The organism is Aequorivita sp. IT1183 (genome assembly GCF_058068265.1).
Genome location: NZ_JBYRHS010000003.1, coordinates 594,266 through 614,994 on the forward strand (window position 1 = coordinate 594,266; position 20,729 = coordinate 614,994).

17 protein-coding genes are annotated in these 20,729 nt (G+C 36.2%); 14 read left to right on the top strand and 3 right to left on the bottom strand.

Going from position 1 to position 20,729, the window contains the following annotated elements; all coding sequences use genetic code 11:
* Positions 1 to 12: 12 nt before the first annotated feature.
* Positions 13 to 543, bottom strand: coding sequence for a GNAT family N-acetyltransferase (locus tag AC3RVF_RS08360; protein ID WP_489689389.1), 531 nt, complete (start codon positions 541 to 543; stop codon positions 13 to 15).
* A complete protein-coding gene (dapF, locus tag AC3RVF_RS08365; protein ID WP_489689388.1) occupies positions 540 to 1,313 on the bottom strand; it encodes a diaminopimelate epimerase in 774 nt (257 codons plus the stop codon). The genes AC3RVF_RS08360 and dapF overlap by 4 nt, the downstream gene beginning before the upstream one ends.
* Before the next feature lie 260 nt (positions 1,314 to 1,573).
* Between dapF and AC3RVF_RS08370 the strand changes: the two genes are divergently transcribed.
* The 14 genes from AC3RVF_RS08370 (at position 1,574) to AC3RVF_RS08435 (ending at position 18,568) form a co-directional block, all read left to right on the top strand.
* A complete protein-coding gene (locus tag AC3RVF_RS08370) occupies positions 1,574 to 2,962 on the top strand; it encodes a trypsin-like peptidase domain-containing protein (protein ID WP_489693165.1) in 1,389 nt (462 codons plus the stop codon).
* A 182-nt stretch (positions 2,963 to 3,144) separates the two neighbouring features.
* Positions 3,145 to 4,593, top strand: a complete 1,449-nt coding sequence (locus tag AC3RVF_RS08375; RefSeq protein ID WP_489689386.1) for a glyceraldehyde-3-phosphate dehydrogenase — start codon at positions 3,145 to 3,147, stop codon at positions 4,591 to 4,593.
* Between the two features lie 231 nt (positions 4,594 to 4,824).
* Positions 4,825 to 6,120, top strand: a complete 1,296-nt coding sequence (locus AC3RVF_RS08380) for a cadherin repeat domain-containing protein (RefSeq protein WP_489693166.1) — start codon at positions 4,825 to 4,827, stop codon at positions 6,118 to 6,120.
* A gap of 121 nt (positions 6,121 to 6,241) precedes the next feature.
* Positions 6,242 to 7,405, top strand: a complete 1,164-nt coding sequence (locus AC3RVF_RS08385; RefSeq protein ID WP_489693167.1) for a DUF748 domain-containing protein — start codon at positions 6,242 to 6,244, stop codon at positions 7,403 to 7,405.
* Between the two features lie 16 nt (positions 7,406 to 7,421).
* Positions 7,422 to 7,862: a GNAT family N-acetyltransferase gene (locus tag AC3RVF_RS08390; RefSeq protein ID WP_489693168.1), complete on the top strand. Its 441-nt coding sequence runs from the start codon at positions 7,422 to 7,424 to the stop codon at positions 7,860 to 7,862.
* Between the two features lie 138 nt (positions 7,863 to 8,000).
* Positions 8,001 to 8,675, top strand: a complete 675-nt coding sequence (trmD, locus tag AC3RVF_RS08395) for a tRNA (guanosine(37)-N1)-methyltransferase TrmD (RefSeq protein ID WP_489690119.1) — start codon at positions 8,001 to 8,003, stop codon at positions 8,673 to 8,675.
* Between the two features lie 205 nt (positions 8,676 to 8,880).
* Positions 8,881 to 9,135, top strand: coding sequence for an autorepressor SdpR family transcription factor (locus AC3RVF_RS08400; RefSeq protein ID WP_489689379.1), 255 nt, complete (start codon positions 8,881 to 8,883; stop codon positions 9,133 to 9,135).
* A gap of 5 nt (positions 9,136 to 9,140) precedes the next feature.
* Positions 9,141 to 10,862: an alpha/beta fold hydrolase gene (locus AC3RVF_RS08405; RefSeq protein ID WP_489693169.1), complete on the top strand. Its 1,722-nt coding sequence runs from the start codon at positions 9,141 to 9,143 to the stop codon at positions 10,860 to 10,862.
* Positions 10,863 to 10,999: 137 nt separating this feature from the next.
* Entirely contained in the window at positions 11,000 to 11,350 is a 351-nt protein-coding gene (rplS, locus tag AC3RVF_RS08410) for a 50S ribosomal protein L19 (RefSeq protein ID WP_489689377.1), read from the top strand.
* A gap of 695 nt (positions 11,351 to 12,045) precedes the next feature.
* Complete coding sequence (locus AC3RVF_RS08415) at positions 12,046 to 14,274, top strand: NADP-dependent isocitrate dehydrogenase (protein WP_489693170.1); 2,229 nt, start codon at positions 12,046 to 12,048, stop codon at positions 14,272 to 14,274.
* A 62-nt stretch (positions 14,275 to 14,336) separates the two neighbouring features.
* Positions 14,337 to 16,703 (top strand): TonB-dependent receptor, encoded by a 2,367-nt coding sequence (locus tag AC3RVF_RS08420; protein WP_489693171.1) that lies wholly within the window; start codon positions 14,337 to 14,339, stop codon positions 16,701 to 16,703.
* A 4-nt stretch (positions 16,704 to 16,707) separates the two neighbouring features.
* A complete protein-coding gene (locus tag AC3RVF_RS08425; RefSeq protein WP_489693172.1) occupies positions 16,708 to 17,505 on the top strand; it encodes a DUF4249 domain-containing protein in 798 nt (265 codons plus the stop codon).
* A 30-nt stretch (positions 17,506 to 17,535) separates the two neighbouring features.
* Entirely contained in the window at positions 17,536 to 18,351 is an 816-nt protein-coding gene (gene murQ / locus AC3RVF_RS08430) for an N-acetylmuramic acid 6-phosphate etherase (RefSeq protein WP_489689373.1), read from the top strand.
* On the top strand, positions 18,344 to 18,568 hold the full coding sequence (locus AC3RVF_RS08435) for a DUF6095 family protein (RefSeq protein WP_489689372.1): 225 nt from the start codon (positions 18,344 to 18,346) through the stop codon (positions 18,566 to 18,568). The genes murQ and AC3RVF_RS08435 overlap by 8 nt, the downstream gene beginning before the upstream one ends.
* Positions 18,569 to 18,574: 6 nt before the next feature.
* Here AC3RVF_RS08435 and AC3RVF_RS08440 read toward each other — a convergent pair whose 3' ends face one another.
* Positions 18,575 to 20,194 carry a hypothetical protein gene (locus tag AC3RVF_RS08440; RefSeq protein WP_489693173.1) on the bottom strand — a complete coding sequence of 540 codons (1,620 nt, stop codon included), beginning with the start codon at positions 20,192 to 20,194 and terminating at the stop codon, positions 18,575 to 18,577.
* Between the last annotated feature and the right edge of the window lie 535 nt (positions 20,195 to 20,729).

Below are 20,729 nucleotides of genomic sequence, written 5' to 3' on the forward strand. Positions count from 1 at the left end.
ATGAATTCAGAATTATGAATTTTGGATTAATTGATAAAAACATTCACTTTTGTAATTTCTTTCGGAAAAAACCCAGTCTTTTTTAACGCCACTTTTTTCAAAACCAGCTTTTTCGAACAACTTTATACTTGCTTCGTTTTCTTCTGTTATTCCCGCAAATATTTGATGCATATTTAAGTGGGCAAAAGCATAATCGCAAGTAAGCTTTAGTGCTTCCGAAGCTAATCCTTTTCTTTTATTCTCTTCGGAAAAAATTACGATGCCAACCCCTACTCTGCTGTGTTTAGGCTCAAAATCGAAAAGATCGATAAATCCAACTTGGGTTTCGTCTTCACTTTTACAAATAACGAGACGTAATTGTTTTACATCGTAAATATCGCGGTGACTATTTTCTAGATATTGTTTCAGAATAAATTTTGAAAATGGAACTGTGGTATTGCTCACTTCCCAAAGCGATTCAGTGTTTTCCAAATAATATAGAAAATCCAGATCTGAAGGTTCCAAAGCTCGTAAAAATATATTTTCTCCTTTTAGTGTTTTCATTTCCAAATTCCTTTAAAAACCTGCGTTGCGGGTCCTTCCAAATATACATTTTTATAACTCGAATCTTCTTTATTAAAACGCACTTGCAATTGACCGCCGGGAGTATTCAAAATTACCTTGTTTTCAGAAGTTTTGCCAGTTTCGAACATTGCAATGGCAACAGCTGTAACGCCTGTGCCGCACGATAAAGTTTCGTCTTCAACGCCGCGTTCGTAGGTTCGAACCGAAAAAATGGCACCGTCTTCCTGTTCTACAAAATTTACATTGGATCCTTCTTTGCCATAAATTTTATTTCGAATTGCTCTTCCATTAATGAAAACATCAAAATCTGGAAGCTGTGCCACCATTTCAACGTGATGCGGCGAACCGGTGTTTAAAAAAGTGAAGTTTTCTGAAACATTTATATTTTCAACATCGTTCATTTTTAATGAAACCCAATCATTTCCAACCGTGGCTCTGTGCATTCCATCAACGGCTTCAAAAGTTGTTTTTTCAGAAATAATTCCGAGAAATTTTGCAAAATGCACAATACACCTTCCGCCATTTCCGCACATAGAGCTTAGGTTGCCGTCGCTGTTATAATAAACCATTTTGAAGTCTGCCGTAGCATGTTTTTCTAACAATAGCAAGCCGTCAGCACCTACGCCAAAACGGCGGTCGCAGATTTTGGCAACGAGATTAGTATCTTCCTTTGGGAAAAATTCTTCGCGATTATCGATAATCACAAAATCGTTTCCCGTGCCTTGATATTTGTAAAAAGTGAATTCCATAGTCGGACAAAGATATAAAAAGCCACTACGAGTTAGGCTGAAGTTTTGACGTTAAATACAAGTTAAAACCCAATTTGTGGCATACTATTTTCAAGCGTAACTAGTTAAATTTGTAGAGGTATTAAAAATATATTTCTTCAGAAAAAAGTTTTTCATCTCCATCTTCTATGGATCGAAAGGCTAAAAACAGTTTAAAATGCAAAACTTAAGAACGAAGTTTTCATATTATAATAAAGTAGTATTAATTAAAATTTTTTACAATGAAACAAACAGTTAGTTTATTTCTAGTAGCGCTTTTTGCGGGCGCCATCACGCTTGGAGGTTACAAACTCATCGAAGAAAAAGATGTTATTCCTTTTACCTCTTCAGAAAAAACCAATTTTATTCCAACAACCTTTTCTACGAACGGAGCCGAAATGAATACTGATTTCACCGATGCTGCCGAGAAAACAGTGCACGCCGTGGTTCACGTAAAAAACACCACCGTAAGCAGACAACCCACTAATATTATGGAATATTTTCAAGGTGGCGGACAACCCAAAGCTATGGTTGGCAGTGGTAGCGGCGTAATAATTTCGCCAGATGGTTATATTGTTACTAATAATCATGTAATTGCGAACGCGACTAACCTTGAGGTTACGCTGAATAACAATAAAACATATACCGCAAAACTTATTGGCACAGATCCAAATACTGACATTGCCCTTGTGAAAATTGATGGCGATGAGGAATTTCCATACATTCCTTTTGGCGATTCAAACAATGTGAAGATCGGCGAATGGGTGCTTGCGGTGGGAAATCCATTTAATCTAACCTCAACAGTTACCGCTGGAATTATAAGTGCGAAAGCACGCGATTTAAACCAATTTGACGGAAATTCACAATCTTTTATTCAAACCGATGCAGCCGTAAATCGCGGAAATAGTGGCGGCGCTTTGGTAAATACTCGTGGCGAATTGATTGGGATAAACACTGCTATTACTTCGGAAACGGGAAGTTATGTTGGTTATTCCTTCGCCGTGCCATCCAATAACGCTCGAAAAGTAATTGAAGATATTTTAGAATATGGAAACGTTCAACGTGGCATTTTAGGCATTCAAGTGGGGAATATAAGTCCGCAACTTGTAGAAAAATACGGAATCAACGAAACCCAAGGCGTATTTGTGGGCGGAATTGAAAAAGGAAGCGGCGCCGATAAAGCTGGCTTAAAAGAAGGCGATATTATTAAACAACTGGATGGTTATAAGGTTGCCAAATTTGCTGATTTGTCTGGTTATTTGGGCTCAAAACGGCCGAAAGATGTAGTTGAAGTAACTGTACTTCGCGATGGAAAAGAAAGAAAAATTCCTGTAAAACTTATAAAGTTAGAAACTTTCTCCATTGATGATCTTGGCGTGGAAGTGAAAAATATTACTTCAGAAGAATTAAAAGCGAGAGGTCTTAAAAACGGGGTTATGGTTACGCGCGCCCTTTCTCCCGAAGTGGCTCGTTATAAATTAGAAGGAATTATAATCACTAAAATTAACGACGAAGCAGTTAATGATATAGACGACGCAAAGCGAATTATGAGCCAGCGCGACTATCGCACGCCTATAAAAATGACTTTTACGGATAGTGCCGGAAATATCAATTCATTTATATTTAGGTAAAATTGATATTATATTTATTCTAAACGCTGCTGAAAATCAAAACTTTCAGCGGCGTTTTTATTTTAGGTTTTTATTTCCCCAAGACGATGAAAATAAGTATTTTTGCGCCAAATTTTAACGCTCTCCTCGTACTTCTACTTGCTAAGCATTAAAGAATACGCGGACCTAAAAAATCTATCCTTATGAGTTTTGATGACGTTTATGAAAAAGAACTGTCTTTTCAAACTGACCGCCGAAAAGCTTCAGTAGAATTTATTAAAATCATTAGCGACCTTTGGTACGACAAGTCCATTGAACTGGTACTTTTCCGCAACCAACTTATAGACCGCAATGTGAGTGAAATTTTGAACCTTCATGAATATGCAGGTGAATTCGTTCAAAAACCAATTTCAATTTTCGATTCTGTGGAAATTGCGCAGGCAATCAAAACTTTGGATCTTCCGCCAGCAAAACTGGACATCGGGAAACTTACGTATGAATTCCATTTGGAAGACGATAAGTATTCAAATGCTTTGGCTTTCGTTTCAGATAAATTGAAAAATGCCAAGGAAGCAAAAACAGTAGTTCCAAAAGACGTAGTGCTATACGGTTTTGGCCGTATTGGGCGTTTATTGGCTCGTGAGCTTATGACCCGAACTGGAGGGGGCAATCAACTTCGCCTTCGTGCTATTGTGGTTCGTGGTAAAATGGATCAGACCGTTTTAGACAAAAGAGCTTCATTGCTTCAGTACGATTCTGTTCACGGAGATTTCCCTGGAACTGTACGTACAGACCTTGAAAACAGTGCGTTGATTATTAATGGAACTACCGTTCACATAATTTCAGCAAACAATCCTGAAGACATAGATTATACAAAATACGGAATTGACGATGCGTTAATTATTGATAACACCGGTGCTTTCCGCGATGATAAAGAATTAAGCCGCCATTTAAAAGCGAAAGGTGCGGCAAAAGTATTGCTTACCGCTCCTGGAAAAGGCGTTCCAAATATCGTTCACGGTGTAAACCAAAACGAATACGATCCAAATACGGTCGATATCTTCTCGGCAGCCTCTTGTACTACCAATGCCATTACACCTATTTTGAAAGCCGTTGAGGATACCTACGGAGTAGTTCGTGGGCATTTGGAAACAATTCACGCCTATACAAATGACCAGAATTTGGTAGATAATATGCACAGCAAGTACCGTCGTGGTCGTGCTGCAGCATTAAATATGGTAATTACTGAAACTGGTGCTGGAAGCGCCGTTGCAAAAGCATTGCCTATTTTAGCAGGTAAACTTACCAGTAACGCGATTCGTGTTCCTGTTCCAAACGGTTCATTAGTGGTTTTAAATCTTGAGGTAGCAAAACCAACTTCAAAAGATGATATTAACGCTACAATGAAAAAATACGCTTTGGAAGGCGATTTGGTAGAGCAGATTCAATATTCTATGAATAATGAATTGGTTTCTAGCGATATCGTTGGTTCTTGCTCACCTTCTATTTATGACAGCAACGCTACAATCGTTACCGAAGATGGAAAAAATATCGTACTTTATGTTTGGTACGATAATGAGTACGGTTACAGCCACCAAGTAATTCGCTTGGCCAAGTATATTGCACAAGTTAGACGATTTACTTATTACTAGTAATTTAGTATTTTAATGAAATAGGAAAAATCCTGTTGCCGCGGTAACAGGATTTTTTTATATTTATACCTGTTCTAAATTTTTTCGATTATGAGATTCCTATAAAAACCCTATTATCCAATATTGTTATTTTTTTCAATTTTCATATTTGTTTCTTGTTCAAAAGACAGCGACGAAATAACTCAGCAAGAAACACCCGTAACAGTTTCGACAGAAGACTTTTCAACCTCAATGGATGAAAACCCAACCAACGGGCAAATAATCGGAACCGTTCAAGGAAGCACTAATGAAGGCGCCATTACTTTTTCAATTAGAGCACAGAACCCGGCTGGGGCATTTATTATTGATTCCGCTTCGGGGGAATTAAAAGTTGCTGATGAAACTCTTTTCGATTTTGAAACAAATCCCACAATTACTGGGACAGTGCAAGTTTCAAATGGAGCTATTTCTGAAAATGCCACAGTTACCATTTCTTTGAATGAGCAAAATATCTATGAATTACCTTATATCCGTTTATGGACACAAGAAGATGTAAACCTTTTTGGAGCTAATCAATATACAAGAATTATGGGTACACTATATATCGGAACTCCATATGAAGGCTATACAACAGATATTTCTGATTTATCTCCACTTGGAAGCATAAAAACGGTTGATGCTAATTTAAAAATACGTAACAACCCCGACTTAATATCCACGACAGGACTGGGTGTTACTCACATTGGAGAAGGACTCATCGTTTCTGAGAATAAACATTTGGAAAACCTAGATGGACTCGAAGGTTTAATCTCTGCTCAGTATCTGCAATTATTAACTAACAATGCATTGTCTGATTTATCAAGTTTAAGTCAATTAACTTCCCTTGACATGGGGCTTTATTTAGTTGCTTGTCATTCAATGACCAATGTAGATTGGCTAAGTAACCTGACTTCTATCGGCTATACTCTACATCTTCAAAATAACAGTGTTCTGACAAATATAGATGGCCTTTCTAATTTAAGAAATTTAACAGGTGAAGACGTCTTTTTCACTTTATGGAATAATCATTTACTAAGAAATTTAAATGGCCTTAGTAATTTGAATGCCAATATGTCAAGTTTGGACTTTTTCCAGAACAGTTCTCTAGAAAATATTGATGGTTTGGCAAATATACAGGTGACTAAGTCAATTAATATACGTTATAATCACACATTAGAAAATATTGATGGACTCGAGTCAACCATCGGTCTCGACGATGAACTTTCTATACTTCATAACGTTTCTTTGAGAAATTTATTCGGCTTACAACAAATTACTAACATAGGAAAAGTAACTATCGATGAAAATGAAAATCTGCTAAGTCTAAATGGATTAGAAAACCTTTTACGAGTTTCTCAATCATTTAGAGCAAGGCAAAATTCTAATCTTTCAGATTTTTGTGCTTTAACTAATTTATGCATCAATGGAGATTTAAACATTTTGCAAGCAGAAAACAACGCCTACAACCCAACAAAACAAGACATCATAGACGGTAATTGCAGTATGTAAATCTATTCAATGATCTTTAAAAAGAGAGATTCCCGCCTGCGCGGGAATTTTTTTTATGACTTCATTAACTGAAATTCTCCGTGCATTGAATCACATTTGTTCAAATTATTTAGCACCTAAAATGTCGGAAACAAAATCTAAAAGAGGCTTTAAAAAGAAACGCTACACCGTTCCTATTATAATCTTAATTCTGCTCATCGCCTTTCGATTATACCTTCCAACACTTGTAAAAAATAATATAAATAAAGTCTTGGCAGACATTCCAGGCTACTACGGTCAAGTGGATGACATTGATATTTCGCTTTATCGCGGAGCTTATGTAATTAATGGTATGTATCTTAATAAAGGTACTGCAGAATCGCAAGTTCCGTTTCTCAGTTTTCCAAAAAGTGATATTTCCATCGAGTGGAAATCTCTCTTTAAAGGTAAAATTGTAAGCGAAATAATAATGACCAGCCCCGAGGTTATTTACGTTTTTGAAGACCAAAAGGAAGAAAGTGGCGATGCAAATGTAGAAGATTGGACCAAAGCTTTGACAGAAATTGTTCCAATAGACATCAACCATTTTGAAGTCCACGACGGTAAAGTGGCATTTGTACAGCTTTCCGCAGAGCCCAATATCGATTTACAAATAGATAAACTAGAACTCACCGCCGATAACCTTCGCAATGTTGTAGAAAAAGGCCGCATTCTCCCCTCACCCATTCGCGCCACAGGCGTTTCAATTGGCAATGGAAAAGTTGCTCTGGAAGGAAATATGAATTTGGTGAAGGAAATTCCAGATATGGATCTTTCCTTTTCACTTGAAAATGCAGATGCAACCGCTTTAAACGATTTCACAAATTATTACGCAGGCCTCGATTTTAATAAAGGCATATTTAGTATTTATAGCGAAGTTGCCATAGCAGACGGCTATATGGTTGGCTATGTAAAACCACTTTTAACCGATACTAAATTGATAGGAAAAGAAGATGGTTTCCTTGAAATTTTATGGGAAGGCTTTGCTGGTTTTTTCAAATTTATCCTGAAAAACCAAGGCACAGATACGCTTGCCACAAAAGTGCCATTCGAGGGCGATTTAACTAGTGTTGAAGCTGGTGTTTGGCCTACCGTTATAAATATTTTTGGCAATGCTTGGATTAAAGCATTTACAGGCGATGTTGATAATGATATCAATTTTAAAGATGCCCTTAAAAGTGAAAATCTTACCCGCGAACAAAAACGCGATCTTCGAAAAAAAGAGCGCGAGCAACGAAAAAAAGAACGCCAAGCAAAGAAAGGTTAGTTATAAATTATTTTATATGAAAGTAATTACAGCAACAATTTCAAATCTCGAACAACTCGTACCTTTATTTAATGGTTATCGTGTTTTTTATAAACAAGCTTCAAACTTTGAAGCAGCTTGGGCGTTTCTAGAAGAAAGATTCATAAAGCAAGATTCTATAATATTTCTGTGTTTAGATTCGTCTGATAACGCATTAGGTTTTACACAACTCTACCCAAGTTTTTCTTCAGTTTCTATGCAACGAACCTATATCTTGAACGATTTATTTGTTATTTCAGAAGCAAGAAAACAAGGCGTTGGCAAAGCGTTGATTGAACGCGCAAAGCAGTTCGCTATAAAAGAAGGTAGCAAAGGAATCACTTTAGAAACTAATGCCGACAATCCCGCCCAAACGCTTTATAAAAAACTAGGTTGGAAAAATGACGTTCACGTAAATCATTATACTTGGGAAGTATAATATGTTTCAATTAGCGTATTTTTACCTTTTAAACTTTATTGCATTGGACCATCTCACCAAACTCTAAGAACTTCTAAATGGAGTTAACTACGTAAATGGTTCAATTGACCAATGCTCACTGAAAAAAGAAATACTATAATGCGAATTGACATAATAACCGTATTACCCGAATTAATTCAAAGTCCATTTGAAGCTTCAATTTTAAAACGCGCCATTGAAAAAGGGCTGGTTGAAGTGCATACTCACAACCTTCGTGATTATTCCACAAACAACTACAAGCAAATAGACGACTACCAATTTGGTGGCGGCGCGGGAATGGTAATGATGATTGAACCCATCGATAAATGTATTACAGAATTAAAAGCCGAAAGAGATTACGACGAAATAATCTATATGACACCCGATGGCAAAACTTTTAACCAACACAAGGCGAACGAGCTTTCACTTAAAGAAAACATTATTATTCTCTGCGGACATTATAAAGGAGTGGACCAACGCGTGCGCGATCATTTTATAACCCGTGAAATTTCAATTGGCGATTTCGTTTTAAGCGGTGGTGAATTGGCAGCTGCTTTGGTTTGCGATGCAATTATCCGTTTGATTCCGGGTGTTTTGGGGAATGAAACAAGTGCATTAACAGATTCTTTTCAAGATAACTTATTGGCGCCACCAATTTACACCCGCCCAGCAGAATACAAAGGTTGGACGGTTCCAGAAATACTTACAAGCGGTAACACTGGCAAAATCGAGGAATGGCGCGAAGATCAAGCGTACAAACGCACTAAAGAACGCAGGCCAGATTTGTTGGAATAGAATTCCCTCGAATTAAGGAATTAGTTAAAACTCATATAAGTTGAAGACCAAACATATTCTATCGAGACTACTCCCTTCACCCCTATTTACTTCTGTGAAAACACTTTAAAACACTGAATGCGTGCGATTAATCGCGCGCATTTTAATTATAAATTTGTAAATAACAAAAAGTATTTAGATATTTGTCTAAATAACTAAACGAATTGTGAAAGATATTTTCAAAGCGCTAAACGATGATACTCGAAGGGAAATACTGGAATTACTGAAAAAAGAAGACTTGACGGCAGGTGAAATAGCAGACAACTTCAGCATTTCAAAACCCAGCATTTCGCATCATTTGGATATTTTACAACGCGCAGATTTAATTGTAGGCGAGAAAAAGGGACAGTTTATTCACTATTCAATAAATACCACAATTCTCGACGATGTTTTTACTTGGCTACTAACCCTCAAAAAATAATAATCATGAAATTCAATTTAAAAAAAGAACTTCCGCTGCTTTTGTTTTCAGTTTTTCCGGCTGCATTTATAGCCTATGTTTGGAATACATTACCCGCAAAAGTCCCTTTACAATGGGGTATAGATGGAACTGTAAATCGGTACGGCAGCAAAATGGAATTGCTTATTATTGGGTTAATTCCTTTAGCTCTTTACGCCTTATTTCTTTTCATTCCGAAAATCGACCCAAAGAAACGTGTTGATGCAATGGGGAATAAATATTATAGTATCAGGCTAATAACTACGTTATTTATAACAGTACTATTCACTTATATTATATATTCCATAAAAGAGGAATCGCTGGGTAATCCAAACTTTTTATTCATAATTTTAGGTGTCTTCTTCGTTTTGTTGGGGAATTATTTCAAAACGATAAAACCTAATTATTTTGTAGGCATCAGAACCCCGTGGACTTTAGAAAACGAGACAGTCTGGAAAAGCACCCACAAATTAGGAGGTAAATTATGGGTCATTGGAGGATTACTGATAATTTTTTCAAGCTTTATATTTAATGAACAAACGGCACTTACCGTATTTTTAATAATTACAGCAATTATTACATTGATTCCGATAGCGCATTCCTATATGCAATTCAAAAAACTGGCTGCTATAATTGTTTTGCTGATGATTTCCACAAGTTTTTTTGCACAAGGAAAATTAAACCGACCCCAAACCCCCGAACCTCCCTTTGAATATACTGTTGAGGAAGTATCGTTCACAAACATTCAAGACAGTGTTACATTGGCAGGCACGCTCACCTTTCCAAAAACAGGAAGCGATTTTACAAGCGTCATCCTTATTACAGGAAGTGGTCCACAGGATAGAAATGAAGAAATTTTTGAACACAAACCATTTTGGGTATTGGCAGATTATCTCACAAACCACGGCATTGCAGTGTTGCGCTACGACGACAGAGGTTTTGGCGAATCTACAGGCGATTTTTCAAAGGCAACTTCAGTAGATTTTGCCAAAGATGTTACGGCTGCAATTGATTATTTAAAAACTAGAAAGGAAATTAATCCTAAAAAAATAGGATTGATTGGTCACAGTGAAGGTGGTGTAATTGGTCCTTTAGTAGCTTCTGAAAATAATGATGTTGCCTTTGTTGTCGCTATGGCTGGCGTTATGATTCCTGGCAGCGAATTGATGCTTCGTCAAAAGGAAATGCAGCTACAAGCTATGGGTTCTTTGGAAGAATTTATTTCCAAAGAACTAGCCTTTGATGCGGGACTAATGAAGATTATCACCACTTCTGAAGCCGATTCATTAAAGTATAATTTAGAAAAATACACTTCTGATTATTTTGTAAAAAACCCGAAGTTCGCTTCAGAACACGGAATGACAGAAGCCTATTACAAAAAAATACTAGTAGATAGTTATTCCAGCCCTTGGCTCAGCACTTTTATAAAATACGATCCGAAGAATTCTATCGAAAACCTTGACTGCCCACTATTTGCTTTAAATGGAGAAAAAGATTTGCAAGTTCCTGCTACAGAAAATCTAAGTGCTTTACAAGCAATAATGAATAATGATACATCAAAAAACTTCACATTAAAAGCTTATCCGCAACTAAACCATTTGTTTCAGGAGTGTAAAACAGGAACTTTACAAGAGTATGCTCGCATAGAGCAAACCATTTCGCCTGAAGTACTTAAGGATATTGCTGAATGGATACTGGCTCAGCAATAAAGACAACTTTAAACAAATAACAATCAACATTTTTTGTTGTCTAATAACATAAATTGCTTACTTTTGCACCCACTTAATCCAACCTCTGGCGAAAACCGCGAACGTTGTTTTATTTCAAACTATATCAAATTAACAAAATGGAAGAGTTAATTAAATTTGTTCAAGACGAATTTGTAACAAAAAAAGAATTTCCTGAATTCGGAGCTGGTGATACAATTACTGTATACTATGAAATCCGTGAAGGTGAAAAAACAAGAACTCAGTTCTTTAGAGGTGTTGTAATCCAAGTTAAAGGATCAGGTATTACTAAAACTTTTACAATCCGTAAAATTAGTGGTACTGTTGGTGTGGAACGTATATTCCCTGTAAATATGCCAGCACTTCAAAAAATTGAGATCAATAAAAAAGGTAGTGTTCGTAGAGCGCGTATCTATTACTTTAGAGGTCTTACCGGGAAGAAAGCCCGTATCAAAGAAAAACGTTCATAGTTTACTCTTTGTTGAAAACCTTCAAAAGCCCTGTATCTACAGGGCTTTTTTTATGAACAAATGTTAATAAGCATTGTTTGTAAACTGTGCATTTCTAAAGGGCTACAAATCCTTGCTTTTTAATTTATCTGCTTTATATTAGCAATATCAAAACGGCCTAACAGCTTAATTGATAAACTAAAGTAACGTTCTTTTACACTATTTTTTCAAATTGTTCACGAAGCTAAACCTCTCACGAATGATAGTTTCTAGATCTGAAAAAGTAAAAAGAAAATACTTTACACTCTTTTTTTGATTGTTTGAGGTACTCAAGATCTTTAGATTATTAGTACTGAGATCAGAAAAAGTTTATGAGTCGCTTTTTTAAAAGACGCAACTGCTTCAATGCAATGCGAAACTAGAAAAATTCGAACTCGTGTAAGTAAATTACATCTGCAAGCATATAATAAACTTGCCTTGTTTCCGCTTGACGGATTGATGGTAACAATTTACTTTACAAGGAGCCATATCACAATGTATTTATACAGTGATATGGCTTTTCTTGTTTTAACACCTTCCAGTTATTCGTTACGAAATTTTCACTTTTATGCTGAACCTTCCAAATAATTAAGAGTCAACTTCCCAATAAAAAGCAGCCAAATCGTTATATTTGCATTCCTTAAAATTTCAATTATTTTATTTCAAAAAACACTTCAATGACAAACACTTCTAAAATTATATACACCAAAACCGATGAAGCACCGGCTTTGGCAACCCACTCTTTTTTACCAATAGTAAAAGCTTTCACTTCACCAGCAAACATAAAATTAGAAAGTCGTGATATTTCGCTTGCCGCGAGAATCTTGGCTGTTTTTCCAGAGTTTCTAAAAGAAGACCAGCGCGTTACGGATGATTTAACCGAATTAGGCGAGCTGGCAAAATCTCCGGAAGCAAATATTATTAAACTTCCGAATATTAGTGCGTCTGTACCACAATTAAACGAAGCTATTGCCGAACTTCAAAAGAAAGGTTTTGAAATTCCAAGTTATCCAGATGCCCCTCAAACTTCCGAAGAAAAAGCAATTAAAACCAAATACGACAAAATAAAAGGAAGTGCTGTAAACCCAGTACTTCGCGAAGGAAACAGTGATCGTCGTGCTCCAAAAGCTGTAAAAAATTACGCTAAAAAGCACCCACACAGTATGGGCGCTTGGAGCAGCGACAGCAAAAGCCACGTGTCTACAATGCAGGAAGGCGATTTTTTTCACAACGAAAAATCAATTACACTGGGCGCAGATGATGCTTTGGATATTGTTTTAGTCGAAAAAGATGGAAACAAAACTGTTTTAAAAGACAACTTAAAAGTATTAAAAGGCGAAATTATTGACGCTACTGTATTGAGCAAAAAAGCGTTGGTTTCCTTTTTAGAAGAACAAATCAAGGATGCTAAAGAAAAGAAAGTGCTTTTCTCTATACATTTAAAAGCAACCATGATGAAAGTAAGCGACCCGATTATTTTTGGGTATGCGGTGAAAGTTTATTTTGAAGATTTATTTGAAAAATATGCCGACACTTTCAAAAAACTAGGCGTAGATGCAAACAATGGTTTGGGCGATTTGGAAAGCAAATTATCTGAATTAAGTGAAACTGAAAAAAATGCTATTCTTCAGGATATTAAAAATATTATGGCTGCGAACCCAGATTTAGCAATGGTAAACAGCGATAAAGGAATTACAAATTTGCACGTTCCAAGTGATGTAATTGTGGATGCTTCTATGCCAGCTATGATTCGTAATTCTGGGCAAATGTGGGGACCAGATGGAAAAAGCCGCGATACAAAAGCAGTAATTCCAGATAGTAGCTACGCCGGTGTTTACGAAACCACGATTGAATTTTGCAAAAAACACGGAGCCTTTGATCCAACTACAATGGGAACAGTTCCTAACGTAGGTTTAATGGCTCAAAAAGCTGAAGAATACGGTAGCCACGATAAAACTTTTGAAATCTCAGCTGATGGAAAAGTTCAAGTTTTAGACGCTTCTGGAAAAGTAATCATTGAGCACAGTGTTGAAAAAGGTGATATATGGAGAATGTGTCAAGCTAAAGATTTACCAATACAAGATTGGGTAAAATTAGCTGTTGAACGCGCACGCGCCACTGGAAATCCTACTATCTTTTGGTTGGATGAAAATCGCGCCCACGATGCCGAACTAATTAAAAAAATAAACAAATACCTTCCAGAGCACAACACTGAAGGTTTAGACATACAAATTCTATCTCCGGAAGAAGCTACAGAATATACCTTAGAACGTGTAAAAGCAGGAAAAGATACTATTTCGGTAACAGGAAATGTACTTCGCGATTATTTAACAGACCTCTTCCCTATTTTGGAATTGGGTACAAGTGCAAAAATGCTTTCTATAGTTCCATTGATGAATGGCGGAGGATTGTTTGAAACTGGAGCCGGAGGTTCTGCCCCAAAACACGTTGAACAGTTTATGGAAGAAAACCACTTACGTTGGGATTCTTTAGGCGAATTTTTGGCGCTGGCAGTTTCACTTGAGCATTTGGGAACTAAAAACAACAACCCAAAAGCAATAGTTTTAGCAGACGCTTTGGATAACGCCACAGAAAAATATCTGGAAAACAGCAAGTCACCTTCGCGAAAAGTAAACCAAATTGACAATCGCGGAAGTCATTTTTATTTGGCAATGTATTGGGCTGAGGCACTTTCAGAGCAGGAAAAAGATCAAGATTTGAAAAAAATATTTACACCAATTGCTAAAGGGTTGAAAGAAAACGAAGCTAAAATAAATGACGAGCTTATAACAATTCAAGGGCATTCAGTAGATATTGGTGGGTATTATGAACCAACTGAAAAACTCGTTTCTGAGGCAATGCGACCAAGCAAAACTTTTAATAGTATCCTAGCGGAAATTAAGTAAATACCACAACCGTCTATAAACCTTCAGCAATAGCTGGAGGTTTTTTTTACCCATAAATATTTATGCAACTGAAAAAAATAGCGTCACTTTTCCTTTTCTTCATTAGTGCAGTTGCTTTTTCACAAGAAAAGTTCACTATTAGCGGCACCATTTCCGAAGCAGATTCGGGCGAAACACTAATAGGTGTAAACGTAATTATACCTGCTCTCCAAACAGGAACGGTAACAAATCAGTACGGCTATTATTCAATTACATTGGCAAAGGGCGAATATGAAATTGAGTACAGCAGTATCGGTTTCGCAACTCAGAAAATTCAAGTATCTCTTACTGAAAATCTCAGAAAGGATTTAGCGCTTTTAACAGATACCGAAAGTTTGGACGAAGTTGTAATTGAAGCCAACAGCGAAAGACTCAATGTGCGAAGTACGCAAATGAGTGCAAACACACTTTCCACAACTACGATTAAAAAAATCCCTGTGGTTTTGGGCGAAGTTGACGTTATTAAAGCAATAACGCTACTTCCCGGAGTTACTAGTGCTGGCGAAGGAGCGAGCGGTTTCAACGTTCGCGGAGGTGCTGCCGATCAAAATTTGATATTGTTAGACGAAGCCACGCTTTATAATTCTTCGCATTTGTTTGGTTTCTTTTCGGTTTTCAATCCAGATGCTATTAAAGATTTGACGCTTTACAAAGGTGGAATTCCAGCGCGTTATGGTGGACGCATTTCTTCAGTTTTAGACATTTATCAAAAAGACGGCAACAAGCGCGATTATCACGCTAGTGGCGGTATTGGTTTGGTAGCAAGTAGATTGCTTTTAGAAGGTCCGATTAAAAAAGACACGGCTTCATTTTTGGTAGGAGGCCGAAGTAGTTACGCACATTTATTTTTGCCGCTATTCGACAATGATAACATTGCTTATTTTTACGATTTAAACGCTAAACTTAGTTACAATCTTAACGAAAACAACCGTCTATTTTTATCGGGTTACTTCGGAAGAGATGTTTTTGAAATATCTGATAGCTTTGCGAATAGCTTCGGAAACACAACTTTAAACCTTCGTTGGAATCATCTTTTTTCAGATAAATTGTTTTCAAATCTGTCATTAATTTATTCAGATTACTATTACGGTTTGGAATTGAAATTTGTTGAATTCGATTTTGACAGTGGGATTCGAAATTTTAATTTGAAGTATGACTTCACACATTACATTTCGAATAACGTCGATTTACGTTACGGAATCAACAGTATTTATTACAAATTCAATCCTGGCGATGTAACACCAACAACCGAAGATTCTGGAATTAATCCTTTTAAACTCACAGACAAATACGCTTTTGAAAACGCAGCTTATGTTGATGCAGAAGTAGTAGTTTCTGATAAAATCTCTGTTCAGGCTGGGCTACGATTATCAACTTTTAATCGTTTGGGACAGGGTCAGTTGTTTTTATATGAAAATGACAACCCAATAGTTTACAATGAAAACTTAGATATTTATCAGAAAGGGAAGCCAATAGATACGGTTTCTTTCAGCCGAAGTGAGACCATAAAATCTTTTGCTAATTTAGAACCGCGTTTTGCAATTTCTTATTTATTAAATGACGACTCGTCCATTAAAGCCAGTTACAACAGGATGGCGCAGTATATTCATTTAATTAGCAACACCACTTCGCCCACTCCTTTTGATATTTATGCACCCAGCGGTAAATATATCGAGCCACAATTGGCAGACCAAGTAGCATTTGGGTATTTCAGAAATTTCAGGAATTATTCTTTAGAGGTGGAAACTTTTTACAAAGAAGTGAAAAACAGGTTGGATTATGTAGACGATGCAGATTTGATAGCCAACGATGCCGTAGAACAAATTTTATTAAGCGGGGAAGCCAGAGCTTACGGACTGGAAGTTCTTTTCAAAAAAAATAGAGGAAAACTTCAGGGTTGGATTGCTTATACACTATCAAAAAGTGAACAGCGAACTCCCGGAAGAACTGAAGTAGAAAGTGGAATAAATAATGGTGCTTGGTATAATTCACCCTGGGATAAAACGCATGATATTTCAGTTACTGGACAGTATGAGCTTTCAAAAAAATGGTCGTTTGGCGCAAATTTTATTTTTCAAACCGGAATACCAACCACTTATCCTGAAGGGCAATATGAATATAATGGTGTAGTCGTTCCCGTATACGAAGCCCGTAACAGCAGCCGACTTTCAACATTTAACCGTTTAGATTTTTCGGCTACTTGGAATCCAAAGCCAGAGAGCACCAAGCGTTGGAAAGGCGAATGGGTTTTCAGCATTTATAATGTTTACAACCGTAAAAATGCGGCATCAATTTCGTTCAGAGAAAATACGGATATCAGCCAAAATGAGGCTGTGCGACTTTCAATTTTCGGGATAATCCCTTCGGTAACTTATAATTTTAAATTTTAAGAATATGAAGAAGCTATTTTTAGTAGTGATTTTCTTCGGAATATTTTCTTCTTGTGAAGACGTTATTGATTTGGATCTTAATGACGCTCCACCAAGGCTCGTTGTGGAAGCAAACCTTAATATTTGGGACAATGGCGGTACTAGTGCGGCGGTTCGGTTAACCACTACTGCTCCCTATTTTGACAATGATGTGCCGTATGTTACTGATGCAGATATCACCGTTACAGACGAAAATGGTGTGGTTTATCCTTTTAATTATACCCAAGACGGTGTTTACGTATCAAACATAACGCTTCAAATAAACATAGATTATACATTGATTATAGTGTATAAAGATGAAACCTACACAGCTACAGAAACACTTTACACTGTTTCTCCCTTAGAATTTGTTGAGCAACGCGATGATGGAGGTTTTTCGGGAGAAGATATTGAACTAAAAGCATACTTTACAGATCCAGCTGGCGATGAGAACTTTTACTTTTTTGAAGGACTCTCAGAAAAAGGCGACGAATTGGATGTTTATAGCGACGAATTTTTCGATGGTAATACCATTTTTGCATATTATTTGGTGGAAGATATAGTGCCGGGAGACGAGGTGCAATTCAATATTTATGGCGTTAGTGAAGCATATTACAACTTTATGTTTATTCTTTTGCAACAAACGGGAGGTGGTGGCGGACCTTTTGAAACACAGCCCGCAACGGTACGCGGAAATATTATAAATGAAACAAATCCTGCTAATTATCCTTTAGGGTATTTTAGAATTTCGGAAGTTTCTACTCTTAATTATACAGTTCAATAATTCATTACTCTCAAAATCGTAACTTTGATTATGGCCTTTACCAAAACAACTGAATCGGATTCAAACTACAATCATTTGGAAAAAATGAGTGTTTCTGAATTACTTCAAAATATAAATAACGAAGATAAAACAGTTGCAATTTCAGTTGAAAAAGCGCTGCCACAAATTGAAAAACTCACGGAAAAGGTAGTTGAAAAATTAAAAGCAGGTGGAAGATTATTCTACATTGGCGCCGGAACCAGTGGTCGTTTGGGAATTTTGGATGCCAGTGAATGTCCGCCAACCTTCGGCGTGCCACACGAATTGGTAATTGGTTTAATTGCTGGAGGCGATATCGCCATTCGGAAGGCGGTAGAATTTGCCGAAGATTCCGAAAATCAAGGCTGGGACGATCTTCAAAAAGAAAATATATCAGAAAAAGATATTGTAATTGGTATTGCAGCATCCGGAACTACGCCTTATGTTATTGCAGCATTAAAAAAATGCAATGAAAATAATATTCCTACTGGTTGCATAACTTGTAATGATGGGAGTCCGTTGGCATTAACTGCACAATTTTCGGTGGTTGTGATAGTAGGTCCAGAATTTGTTACTGGAAGCTCACGCATGAAAGCTGGGACGGCTCAAAAATTAGTTTTAAATATGATTTCGACTGCAACCATGATTCAATTGGGACGCATAAAAGGCAACAAAATGGTTGATATGCAACTGAGTAATAATAAACTCGTAGACCGCGGTGTACGTATGATTATGACCGAATTGAATATTTCAAGAGAAGCCGCCAAAAGACTTTTAGAGCAACATAAAAATGTTCGAACAGCAATAAATAATTTTAGAAATGAGTAAAGATCACACAGATTTTGAAGTATTAAAAAAAGGATTGAAATTTATGGCTTTTGCATTGCCATTACTCTTTTTAAGTCCGTATTTATTAACTTTATCTTTTCTCAACAAAGAAACATATATGTTCTACGTGTTTCTTTTCTTCGGAATTATTGCCGGTGCAGGTGCCATCTATCTTTTATTTAAAGGAATAAATACAATTATGAAAGCCATTTTTTAAATTCACTTATTTTATTTCCACTTTTACCAGCACATCTTCTTTCCTACTTTCTGAAAATTCAATGTAAAAATTATTTTCCGAATCTGCTATTATTGCTTCTTTATCAAAACCGGAAAGTTCTAAATTACCCTTGGCTTTTCTAGTGTCTAAAATGGATCCTTTGGTATATTGACCGTTACTATCTATTTTTACGGCAGTTAAGTACCCTCCGTGACCATCGGTGTGTTTTGCCGGCACTTCATCTCGAGGAAGATCAATATTTTTAACGTTATCTAAGAAAACGACATAATGATTCTCATTTTTGTAAAAATGAGAGAATGAGGTTCCATAATCACCAGAACCGCTTATTTGTCTTTTAGGTATTTTAACTGTCCAATCTAAAGCTCCTGAAGCGTCTATTTGCGAAACCAAAATATCATCATCATGATATATGTAGTACGAACCATTTCTTGAGTTAACCTCTCTGTAATACACCTCTTCACCAAAAAATGTAATTGATCCATCTTTTTGAAAGAAAATCTTTTTGAGGTTTAAATTTTTATAATCTGCTTCACCTTTATTTTCTCTCTTATTGTTTTTCCTTTCAGTACTATTACTTTCATATTGGTTCAAAAATTCTAGAGGTATTTCAAAGGTTTTTTTATCAACCAATGAGCCATCTGCTCCAATTTTAAAATAAAAAATACCGTTTACTCCAGATTTTCTTTCTCCGTTAGAAAAGTATCCTCCGCAATACATAGTATTTTCCAGGCCTTTAAAAATTCTAACTTCTTCAATAAAATTGCTTCCTACTGCTATCTTCGTAATTACTGCATCCTTGCTATCCTTTGAATATTTAAATAATTCCATATGGTAGTTTGCAGACTCATCTTTTCTATTTTTTTTGTCCTTCTTACTGTCGTCTTTGTATTTTTTAATTAATGCAAACACGTTGGCGTTATCGTCCATCGTATAATCTAGGAGTTCCATTTGGTCTTCCGAATATGGCATGGTAAAGTCGTCGCCCCAAATTTTTTCTAGATTTTTATCAAAAACCTGAAAGCCAATTACGTCATGATCTTTGTTATCATCTGTATCGATTCTTGTATATTTTGCAACAATTCTATTATTTGATTTAACAATTTGAAACTTATCGTTACCGTTGAAACTATAATTAAAAGTGAATCTCGAAGCTCTTTCAGATTGTAGATTACTCCTCACTTTCCCGTTGGTACTGATTATTTGTTTGTTAAAATCATCTTCAAAAACACCCTCTTTAAAAGTTATTTTTTTAACGAATAAGCGCTCATTCAATGTTGCTCTTCCTTCATAGGTAGAATAGAAAACATAGATTACATCTTCTATTTGCTCAATACCTTCCAATAGCCCATTTTTCGGAAATAAATCACTGATTTTATACTCTGTGTGCTTAAGTTCTGTTGGTTTATCTGTAGAAAATTTCTGAATAAGAATATTCCGTTTATCTCTCTTTACCATTATAATTTCCTTGTCAAAGCTAAAGAAGTATTTTTCACCATCAATTGCCTCATAAGGTTTACTAATATCGTAGGCATAAGCATTGCTTAGATTTTTCTGTGAATAAAAGTTAAATGAAACAAGAAATAATAGAAGGATAATTTTTTTCATAAATTTAATTTTAAGGAAATATTTTATGCTGATGCAATATATGTAAAGTGCTCCATCCGTCAAACATTAATTATTTAATAATTGATGTAAAACCTAATGGGATCGTAAACATATTCCCTAAGAAACCGTACACCTTGTAATAAAGGGATATTTTAAGACGAAATTAAAGATGTTACTTATCAAACCTACGCCGTGATGCTGGTCAAAGCACCACCTCGTGCAAGCTCGGTCTAAGTATTTAATCAAAAATTCTTACTTAAAAATTGAAAGAGGTACTAAAGGAAGCTGACTTAATCAGAAAAAATGGAATGGACAGCAATCAAAATTTAAATGGATAGTGTGGTTTTGACTGCAACAACCTCAAGGCTGGTGAGGATTTTAAGTTTATTCCAAAAAAAAAGACCCAATCAAATAAATGATTGGGTCTTTAAAGGAAGGCGTTTATGTTTATGATAACGGCAGGGGCGAATAAGCTAATAGTTATAAAAAATTAGAGCTCCGTCTTGCCGCCCCTACCACCACGATGTGGGAGAGT

What these genes read in the sequence shown, in the direction of transcription:
- AC3RVF_RS08360 (WP_489689389.1), bottom strand. Translation starts at nt 543, where the DNA reads ATGAAAACACTAAAAGGAGAAAATATATTTTTACGAGCTTTGGAACCT.
- dapF (WP_489689388.1), bottom strand. Translation starts at nt 1,313, where the DNA reads ATGGAATTCACTTTTTACAAATATCAAGGCACGGGAAACGATTTTGTG.
- AC3RVF_RS08370 (WP_489693165.1), top strand. Translation starts at nt 1,574, where the DNA reads ATGAAACAAACAGTTAGTTTATTTCTAGTAGCGCTTTTTGCGGGCGCC.
- AC3RVF_RS08375 (WP_489689386.1), top strand. Translation starts at nt 3,145, where the DNA reads ATGAGTTTTGATGACGTTTATGAAAAAGAACTGTCTTTTCAAACTGAC.
- AC3RVF_RS08380 (WP_489693166.1), top strand. Translation starts at nt 4,825, where the DNA reads ATGGATGAAAACCCAACCAACGGGCAAATAATCGGAACCGTTCAAGGA.
- AC3RVF_RS08385 (WP_489693167.1), top strand. Translation starts at nt 6,242, where the DNA reads ATGTCGGAAACAAAATCTAAAAGAGGCTTTAAAAAGAAACGCTACACC.
- AC3RVF_RS08390 (WP_489693168.1), top strand. Translation starts at nt 7,422, where the DNA reads ATGAAAGTAATTACAGCAACAATTTCAAATCTCGAACAACTCGTACCT.
- trmD (WP_489690119.1), top strand. Translation starts at nt 8,001, where the DNA reads ATGCGAATTGACATAATAACCGTATTACCCGAATTAATTCAAAGTCCA.
- AC3RVF_RS08405 (WP_489693169.1), top strand. Translation starts at nt 9,141, where the DNA reads ATGAAATTCAATTTAAAAAAAGAACTTCCGCTGCTTTTGTTTTCAGTT.
- rplS (WP_489689377.1), top strand. Translation starts at nt 11,000, where the DNA reads ATGGAAGAGTTAATTAAATTTGTTCAAGACGAATTTGTAACAAAAAAA.
- AC3RVF_RS08415 (WP_489693170.1), top strand. Translation starts at nt 12,046, where the DNA reads ATGACAAACACTTCTAAAATTATATACACCAAAACCGATGAAGCACCG.
- AC3RVF_RS08420 (WP_489693171.1), top strand. Translation starts at nt 14,337, where the DNA reads ATGCAACTGAAAAAAATAGCGTCACTTTTCCTTTTCTTCATTAGTGCA.
- AC3RVF_RS08425 (WP_489693172.1), top strand. Translation starts at nt 16,708, where the DNA reads ATGAAGAAGCTATTTTTAGTAGTGATTTTCTTCGGAATATTTTCTTCT.
- murQ (WP_489689373.1), top strand. Translation starts at nt 17,536, where the DNA reads ATGGCCTTTACCAAAACAACTGAATCGGATTCAAACTACAATCATTTG.
- AC3RVF_RS08435 (WP_489689372.1), top strand. Translation starts at nt 18,344, where the DNA reads ATGAGTAAAGATCACACAGATTTTGAAGTATTAAAAAAAGGATTGAAA.
- AC3RVF_RS08440 (WP_489693173.1), bottom strand. Translation starts at nt 20,194, where the DNA reads ATGAAAAAAATTATCCTTCTATTATTTCTTGTTTCATTTAACTTTTAT.